The organism is Streptomyces sp. NPDC059853 (genome assembly GCF_042731495.1).
In the GTDB taxonomy this organism is placed as follows: domain Bacteria; phylum Actinomycetota; class Actinomycetes; order Streptomycetales; family Streptomycetaceae; genus Streptomyces.
The window spans coordinates 1-8,134 of the sequence record NZ_JBHWJL010000106.1 but is presented as its reverse complement, the minus strand read 5'-3'; the positions used below and the strand labels follow the sequence as shown (position 1 = coordinate 8,134).

Below are 8,134 nucleotides of genomic sequence, written 5' to 3'. Positions count from 1 at the left end.
CCGCCGCCCCGCCCCCGTCCCGCCCCGTACCCCCAGGTGGATCACCATGCCCCGACCCGCGCTCCAGGCGCACGACCTCGTCCGTATCCACGGGGGCCGCCGGATCGTCGACGGCCTCTCCCTCACCGCCGCCCCCGGCCGCCGCCTCGGCCTGATCGGCGAGAACGGCGCCGGCAAGACCACGCTGCTGCGGCTGCTCGCCGGGGTGGACCGGCCCGACGCGGGCCGGGTCACCCGCCCCGCCGACCTCGGCTTCCTGCACCAGGAGCTGCCGTTCGACCCGGCGCGACCATCGGCCAGGTCCTGGACGACGCGCTGCGCGAGGCCCGCGCCGCCCTGGCCGGACTCGACCGGCTGACCGGTCTGCTCGGCCGCACCCCGGAGGGCTCACCCGGCCACGCCGCTCTGCTCGACGCCTACGGCGCGGCCCTCGAACGCGCCGAGGAGGCGGAGGTGTGGGACGCCGACCGGCGCGCGGCCCACACGGTGCGCGGGCTCGGCCTGGGAGGCCTCTCCCCGGACCGGACGCTCGGCTCCCTCTCCGGCGGCCTGCGCGGCCGGCTCGCCCTGGCCGCGCTGCTGCTGCGCCGCCCCGCCGCCCTGCTGCTGGACGAACCGACCAACCACCTCGACGACGAGGCGGCGGCCTTCGTCGAGGAGCGGGTGCGCGCACTGTCCGGGGCCGTCGTGGTGGCCAGCCATGACCGCGCCTTCCTGGACGCCGTGTGCACCGACCTGATCGACCTCGACCCGGCACCCGGCGGGCCGGTGCGCTACGGCGGGAGCTACCGCGACTATCTGGCGGCGCGGCAGGCCGAACGGCGGCGCTGGGAAGAGCGGTTCGCCGGGGAGCAGCAGGAACTGCGGGCACTGCGCCACGCGTCCGGGGTGACCGCGCACCGGCTCGCCCCGGACCGGGGGCGGACGGACCACGAGAAGATGGGCTACGGTCACCGCGCCGGCCGGGTCCAGCGGCAGATCTCGCGCCGGGTGCGGGACGCCGCCCGGCGGCTGGCCGAGCTGGAACGGACCGCGACCGCCGCGCCGCCGCGCCCGCTCACCTTCCGGCCGGCGCGTCTGGCCACCGGGAGCGGGACCGCGGAACCGGGGGAGAACGGGCAGTACGGCGAATCCCTGGTGGCCCTCCGCGCGGTCCGCGTCCCCGGCCGCCCGCCGCTGCCGCCGCTGGAGATCGGGGAAGGGGACCGGCTCCTGGTCACCGGCGGCAACGGGGCCGGCAAGTCCACCCTGCTGTCGGTCCTGGCCGGCCGGCTCCCCGCACCCGGCGGCATCCACCGGCGGCCCGGCCTGACCACCGCGATGCTCACCCAGGACACCGTGTTCGCGCACCCGGACCGTACCGCCCGGCAGATCTACGCCCGCGCGCTCGGAGCGGAACGCGCGGCGGAGGTGCCGCTCGTCTCGCTGGGGCTGCTGAGCGAGGCCGACACCCGGCAGCCGGTCGGCCGGCTGTCGGCCGGCCAGCGGCGCCGGCTCGCCCTGGCCCTGCTGGTGGCGCGTCCGCCGCACCTGCTGCTGCTGGACGAGCCCACCAACCACCTCTCGCCCCGGCTGTGCGACGAACTGGAGGCGGCCCTCGGACCGGGACCCGGCGCGATCGTGGTGGCCAGTCACGACCGCTGGCTGCGCCGCCGCTGGGGCGGCCGCGAGCTGCGGCTGCCCCCGCCCGGGAGCTGACACCCGCCCGGGCGCGGCGGGTGTGGTGTGCCACCGGCGGGGAGGTGGTGACGGACCGTGGAGAGCGTCCGCGGTGACCCGCCCCGGCGACCCGGAAACACGCGCATGGACCGCTTGCCCCTGGCCCCGCCCCCGAGCCCCCGGTGCCGGAGCGTACTCACAGCGGTGCGCCCGGCGGGATCCAGGGCGCGGGGACGGGCGCGGCGTCCGGCCCGTCCGGCGGGTCGCCCGCGTGCGGGCGCAGCGCGGCGCGGACCGTGTCGTGGGTGGCCTCGTCCCCGAGCAGCGTGTGCAGGGCGCGGCGCAGCACGCCGGTGGCGGTCTCCCGGACGGCCCGGGCGACGCCGTCGTCGCCGCGGTCCACCGCGAGCGCCGCCAGCAGGGCCGCGGCCACCTCGCCCGGGCCGGGGATCTCCGGGTCCCGGGCGTGCTGCCAGGCCAGCCGGTTGAGCAGGGAGGGCTTGAGGAGTTCGCCGGTGACCAGCGCGGTCGCGGACGCCGCCGCCGTCAGCGGGTCGAAGACCCGGCCGGCCCGGCCGCGCAGCGCGTCGGGGTGGCGCTCGTAGCGGATGGCCGGGGGCGTCAGCAGGTCCAGCACGGCCGGGGGCGGGACCAGCAGCGCGGGATCGAGCAGCCCGGCCACCCGGTGCAGGGCACGCCACTGGTCGGCGGCGGGGACCGGGGTGGTGCCCGGCCGGGTGTAGTCGTACCGGACGCCGCCCACCAGCCGGGCCACGGCGGTGAGCTGGTGGCGGTGGTACAGGTGCAGCAGGAGCGCCCGGTCCTCCAGGGCGCCGTGGTGGTGGTCCGGGGGCAGGACGGCGCGGGAGAAGCCGGCGAGCGCGGTGCGGCGTACCTCCAGTACCTCCTCCAGCGCGGCGAACGGATCGGCGACCGGCACCGTCCAGGGCACCGCGTCCGCGTGGGCCGCTCCGGGGCCGTTCGCGTCCTCGTCCGACAGGTAGAGCAGACCGTCGGCCGCCGCTTGCGCGCGCAGGCGGGCCAGGGAGGCGGCGGTGTGGTCCCCGTAGGCGTGCGCCACCAGGAAGTGGTCCCAGGGGCCGAGGCCCTCGCTGTAGGCGTGGGTGGTGTCCAGCCGGCCGTCGGCGGTGACGGTGAGCCGCGGGTGCGGGTAGTCCATGACGGACGGGCGCGGGTGGTGGTGGCTGGCGAAGTTGTGCATGAAGCCGAGGGCGTGGCCGATCTCGTGGGCGGCCAGCTGGCGGATGCGGCGCCGGACGAGATCGTCGACGGCGGCCAGCCGTTCGGCCTCGTCGGGCCGGCCGTAGGGCGCCAGCAGCGCTTCGGCGAGCGCGGTGACCTGGGCGACGCGCTGGGAGCCGAGCCGGACCCGGCCGTGCAGGATCTCGCCGGAGCGCGGGTCGGTGAGGCTCTGGCCGTGCGACCAGCCGCGGCCGTCGCGGTGTACCCACCAGACGGTGTGGTGCGCGGGGTCGCTCAGATCCAGGCCGCGCGGCGCGGTCTCCACCCGGAACGCGCCGGGCAGGCCCGCCGCGTCGAAGGCCTCCTGCCACCAGTTGCCGCCCTCGACGACGGCGGTGCGCACCGGGTCGGGGACGGCCGGGTCGACGAGGAAGACGACGGGGCGCGGGGTGCCGTCGGGCGCGGCCAGCCGGAACCGTGGCTGGTGGCGCACCACGGTGCCGGGGACGGGGGCGCCGTGGTCGCGGTGGCCGGTGCCGTAGCCGCCGGACGCCGGGTGGTAGGGGCGGGCGGGCAGCGGTTCCGCGGGCAGCGGCAGCAGTTCCAGCCGCTGGACCAGGCTGAGAGTGGGGGGAGCGGGGCCAGGGAGCGTACGGCCTCGCCGGTGGCCCGGCCGCGCAGGGTGAGCAGCGCGGGCAGCCGGATGCCGTGCGGGCCGCCGGAGGGGACGGTGCCGGGGGCGGGGGCGCAGCTGGCGGCGGGGTCCACGGTGTAGTCGCCCTGGCCGCGGTCGCGCAGCTGGGCGGCGATGCCGTGCAGATCGGTGAGGGCGAGCGCGGTGATGTCCACGACGGCGGCCGGTCCGTCCTCGCGCAGCACCGGGCCGCTCCACAGCACGGAGCCGGCGAAGTTCTCCTCCCCGGCCCGGGCGGCGTCCGCGGCGCCGCCCGCGCGGTGGTGCTTGTTGCGGACGAGGAGCAGCACGCGTCCGGCGGCGCGGTGGAAGACGGCGATCCGGTCGGGGCCCGCGGTGCCCCGGTCGAGGGTGAGGGCACTGGAGCCCAGGCCCTGGGAGAGGGAGGCGGTGAGCAGGAACGGGGTGTCGAACTCGGCGACGGACAGCAGGATCGTTCCGTCGTCTCCGTCCGTCAGCAGGTGCCAGCGGGGAGGGGCCCCGGGGGCGGGGGAGGGGGCGGGGGGTATCGGGGCGGTCATGCGGCGGGGCCCGTTCTGTCGGCGGGGATCTCGTAGGCCAGCCGGAAGCGCTCGCCGGGGACCACCAGGTCGGCGGTCTCCAGGGCCAGCGCGTCGGCGTAGTAGGTGCGTTCGATGGCCGCGACGGCGGCGCCCGGGGTCAGATCGAGGTCGGCGGCCTCCTCGCGGGTGCACGGCCGGGCGGTGACGGTCTCGGTGGAGTGGGTCACCCGGATCCCGATGTAGGTCATCCGGGCCACCACGCTCTCGCCCGCCATCGGGCCGGCTCCGGGCAGGGTGACGGGGGTGCCGCCGGTGATCTCCAGCGGTTCCCAGCTGACGCAGAGCATCGCGGGCAGGTCGTCGCGGCTGAGCCGGTAGCGGCTGCGCACCACCTGGGCGCCGGGGGCGAGGCCGAGCCGGGCGGCGATCGCGGGTGCGGCCGGTTCGGTGGTGGACAGCGGGGTGCTGCGGACGATCCTGCCCTCCCCGGTGCCCCGGTCCGCGCCCGGGTCGGAGACGGCGAGGGTGCCGAGGAGCCGCTCCCGGGTCCAGGAGCGTGTCATGGTGCCGGTGGAGGGCTGTTCGCGCAGATAGACGCCCTGTCCCGGGCGGCCGCGGACGATGCCCTCGGCGGCCAGCAGCCGGACCGCGGCGGCGGCGACATTGGAGCCGACCCCGTACTGGCGGGAGAGTTCCGCGCGGGAGGGCAGCCGCCGGCCGCCGGTGAACTCGCCGTCCGCGATGCGCCGCCGCAGTTCGTCCGCCACCGTGCGATAGGCCGGGACCGGCATCAGCGCGTCTCACTTCCTGGACGGCGTCTCAGAATGCGAGACACTTGGGCGAGGAATTCCTTGACTCTCGGAGCGTAGCGGATGCGGACGGCGGAGCCACGCCCGGTCACCTGATGCATCAGGTGGTGCCGAACGCCCCTTTTCCGGCGCCGCGACCCCATCATTCCCGCCGCCTGATGCATCAGGTGACCGTCGTCCCGCCCGCCCCGCAGCCCCGTCCGCACCGCCTTCGGAGGCGCCGTTTGCGCCGGTCACGGCTTTACGCGGTGCGATGTGGGCCGCTAGTTTGCTCAGGCGGCACGCGCCCCGTCCCCGTCGTGTCTCATTACCTCGGTCACCATGCGGACGGATGCTCACGGAAAGGAGGGCGACATGGTCGGCGGCCTGCGCCCTCGGACCGGCTCCTGTAGCCGGACGTCCGGTCACCGCTCCAGCGTGAGGACAGCGGCACCCGCCCGCTGACGGCCGGACGTCGCCCCGGGACGCCCGCCCGGCGTCCGCCCCCCGCTCGTCACCACACCCGGAGCTTCGCCATGCCCACTCGCCCACGCCGTCGCCGCCCGCTGGCCCTCACCGCCACCGCCGCCCTCACCGCCGTCCTGGCCGCCTCCTGCGCCTCGCCGGACACCGCCGCCGGGAACGGCGACACCACCACGATCACCTTCATGGGCTTCTACGGCACCTTCCAGGACGCCTTCACCGAGCAGGTGATCAAGCCCTTCGAGGACGCCAACCCGGGCATCAAGGTCACCTACGTACCGATCCAGAACTCCAGCGAAGTGCTGGCCAAGCTGCGGGCCAGCACCGCCCGCCCGGCCGCCGACGTCGCGCTCATGGACAGCTCGGTCGCCCCGACCGCGAACGAGGAGGGCCTGTTCGCCCGGCTCGACCCGGAGCTGGTCCCCAACCTCGACCGGCTCGTGGACGAGGCGGCCGGCAAGGACGGCTTCGGCCCCGGCCTCACCCTGGACAGCCTCTCCATCCTCTACAACACCGAGCGGGTGGACACCGCCCCCACCAGCTGGAACGACCTGTGGGACGAGGCGTACCGGGGCAGGATCGCCATGCCCATCGCCGACACCCGCGGCGTGGCGCTCATCGTCGCGCTCTCGCAGATCCTCGGCACCGACTACCAGCAGGACATCGACCCCGCCATCGACCGGCTCAAGGAACTGGCGCCCGCCGTCGAGACCTGGCAGCCGGCCCCGGACGTCTACACCGCCGTCCAGTCCGGCGAGGCCGACATCGCGGTCGGCTGGAACGCGCGCGGCCAGTTCTACCAGGACACCTCCGGCGGCGTCGTCGCGCCCGTCCTCCCGGAGGAGGGCACCGTCACCCAGATCAACACCATCAACCTGGTCAACAACTCGCCCCGCGCGGAGGCGGCGCAGAAGTTCATCGACTACGCGATCAGCGCCGAGGCCCAGAAGGCGTTCGACGAGGCCGCCTACTACGCGCCCGTCAACAAGGACACCGAACTCGCCCCCGAGGTGCGCGACCGCACCACCGCCTCCGAGGAGCAGCAGGCCCGGCAGATCCCCGTCGACTGGAGCTGGCTCACCACCCGCTACACCGCCTGGGTCGACCGCATCAAGCAGGAGGTCATCGGTGGCTGACCAGCCGGCCGCCCCCGCCGGCGCGGGGTATCTGCGGCTCGCCGGACTCACCAAGGTCTTCCCCGGCAAGGGCCCGCAGGGCGCCGCCGTGGCCGGCATCGACCTGGAGGTGGCGCACGGCGAACTCCTCGCCGTGCTCGGCCCCTCCGGCTGCGGCAAGTCGACCACCCTGCGCATGATCGCCGGGCTGATCGAGCCCAGCGCCGGCACGGTCGAGGTCGGCGGACGCGACATCACCCGGCTGCCGGTGCACCGCCGGGACATGGGCGTGGTCTTCCAGTCCTACGCGCTCTTCCCGCACCTGGACGTCTTCCGCAACGTCGCCTTCGGCCTGGAGATGCGCAAGACCGCCAAGAGCGAGGTCCGCGACCGGGTCGCCCGCGCCCTGGACCTGGTACGGCTCGGGCACCTCGGCGACCGCCGGGTCTCCCAGCTCTCCGGCGGCCAGCAGCAGCGCGTCGCGCTCGCCCGCGCCCTGGTCATCGAGCCCGCCGTGCTGCTGCTGGACGAACCGCTGTCCAACCTCGACGCCCAGCTGCGCGGCGCGATGCGCGACGAGATCCGCCGCATCCACGACGAGACCGGCATCACCACCGTGTTCGTCACCCACGACCAGCGCGAGGCGCTGTCGATGGCGGACCGGGTCGCCGTCATGAACGCCGGCCGCATCGAACAGCTGGGCACCCCGGAGGAGGTGTACGAGCGGCCCTCCGGCCGCTTCACCGCCGAGTTCGTCGGCCGCGCCAACCTCCTGCCCGGCACCGTGACCGCCACCCACGGCACCGGCGCGGGCGCGGGCGCCGAGGTCGCGATACCCGGGCTCGGCACGGTACGGGCCACCGGCGAGGCCGTGACAGCGCAGGGCCGGGCCACCGTCATGCTCCGCCCGCACCGGATCACGCTCCGGCCCCCCGGGGAGGCGGACGCCGGACCGCGCGGCACCGTCCTCTCGGCCGGCTACAGCGGCGAGGTCGTCGGCTACCGGGTCCGCGCCGCGCACGACGGCCCGGAACTGGAGGTCGAACGGCCGGCCGGCGCGGAGGCCGCCTACGGCCCCGGCGCCGAGGTGCTGATCGGCTGGGACGACACCGCCCCCCGGCTGGTGGCCGACGACGGGGACCCGGAATGACCCCCGCCGCCCCCGCCGCCCCCACCGCGCCCGCGCCGACGCCCGCCCCCGCGGTTCCGGCCGCCGGCCGGCTCCGGCGCCACCGCCCCGTCCTGCTCCTGCTGGCCCCCGGCGCCCTCGCCCTGCTGCTCACCTACGCCCTGCCCCTGGTGTGGGTGGTCCGGATGGCCCTCAACCGGCCGCTGGACGGCGGCGCGATCCTCCAGACCGTCACCCTGTCCACCTTCACCGACGTCCTCGCCAGCCCCCACTACTGGAACGTCATCGGCCAGACCCTGCAACTGGGTGTGCTCACCACCGTCTTCACCCTGCTGCTGTCCTACCCGGTGGCGCTCTTCCTGGCCCGCACCGGCAGCCGGTGGCGGAGCCTGCTCTTCGCGCTGGCCGTGGCCCCGCTGCTGATCTCCTCGGTGGCCCGCACCTTCGGCTGGATGGCGATCCTCGGCAACCAGGGCGTCGTCAACAAGACCCTGCTGGCCCTCGGCGTCATCGACGACCCGCTGCGGCTGGCCAACAACATGACCGGGGTGGTGATCGCC

At 75.8% G+C, this 8,134-nt stretch carries 6 protein-coding genes and 1 pseudogene; 4 read left to right on the top strand and 3 right to left on the bottom strand.

The window, feature by feature from the left end; genetic code table 11:
• Positions 1–46 precede the first annotated feature (46 nt).
• Positions 47–1,698 (top strand): annotated as a pseudogene (locus tag ACFV5N_RS13995) (ATP-binding cassette domain-containing protein).
• A gap of 157 nt (positions 1,699–1,855) precedes the next feature.
• On the opposite strand, the gene ACFV5N_RS13990 reads toward ACFV5N_RS13995, so the two are convergent.
• From ACFV5N_RS13990 to ACFV5N_RS13980, 3 genes are read right to left on the bottom strand one after another with little or no spacing between them, the layout of a single operon-like run.
• A complete protein-coding gene (locus ACFV5N_RS13990) occupies positions 1,856–3,187 on the bottom strand; it encodes a zinc-dependent metalloprotease (protein WP_385598554.1) in 1,332 nt (443 codons plus the stop codon).
• A complete protein-coding gene (locus ACFV5N_RS13985; RefSeq protein ID WP_385598528.1) occupies positions 3,157–4,077 on the bottom strand; it encodes a hypothetical protein in 921 nt (306 codons plus the stop codon). Before ACFV5N_RS13985 ends, ACFV5N_RS13990 begins: the two co-directional genes overlap by 31 nt.
• On the bottom strand, positions 4,074–4,850 hold the full coding sequence (locus ACFV5N_RS13980) for a GntR family transcriptional regulator (protein WP_385598526.1): 777 nt from the start codon (positions 4,848–4,850) through the stop codon (positions 4,074–4,076). Before ACFV5N_RS13980 ends, ACFV5N_RS13985 begins: the two co-directional genes overlap by 4 nt.
• Positions 4,851–5,383: 533 nt before the next feature.
• On the opposite strand from ACFV5N_RS13980, the gene ACFV5N_RS13975 reads away from it, so the two are divergent.
• The 3 genes from ACFV5N_RS13975 to ACFV5N_RS13965 form a co-directional block, all read left to right on the top strand.
• Positions 5,384–6,466 (top strand): ABC transporter substrate-binding protein, encoded by a 1,083-nt coding sequence (locus tag ACFV5N_RS13975; protein ID WP_385598524.1) that lies wholly within the window; start codon positions 5,384–5,386, stop codon positions 6,464–6,466.
• Positions 6,459–7,595 carry an ABC transporter ATP-binding protein gene (locus tag ACFV5N_RS13970; RefSeq protein ID WP_385598521.1) on the top strand — a complete coding sequence of 379 codons (1,137 nt, stop codon included), beginning with the start codon at positions 6,459–6,461 and terminating at the stop codon, positions 7,593–7,595. Before ACFV5N_RS13975 ends, ACFV5N_RS13970 begins: the two co-directional genes overlap by 8 nt.
• On the top strand, positions 7,592–8,134 hold a 543-nt coding region (locus ACFV5N_RS13965), incomplete at its 3' end, for an ABC transporter permease (RefSeq protein WP_385598518.1). The genes ACFV5N_RS13970 and ACFV5N_RS13965, both read left to right, overlap by 4 nt.

Coding starts and splice junctions, on each gene's coding strand:
- ACFV5N_RS13985 (WP_385598528.1), bottom strand. CDS start 4,077: ATGACCGCCCCGATACCCCCCGCCCCCTCCCCCGCCCCCGGGGCCCCT.
- ACFV5N_RS13980 (WP_385598526.1), bottom strand. CDS start 4,850: ATGCCGGTCCCGGCCTATCGCACGGTGGCGGACGAACTGCGGCGGCGC.
- ACFV5N_RS13975 (WP_385598524.1), top strand. CDS start 5,384: ATGCCCACTCGCCCACGCCGTCGCCGCCCGCTGGCCCTCACCGCCACC.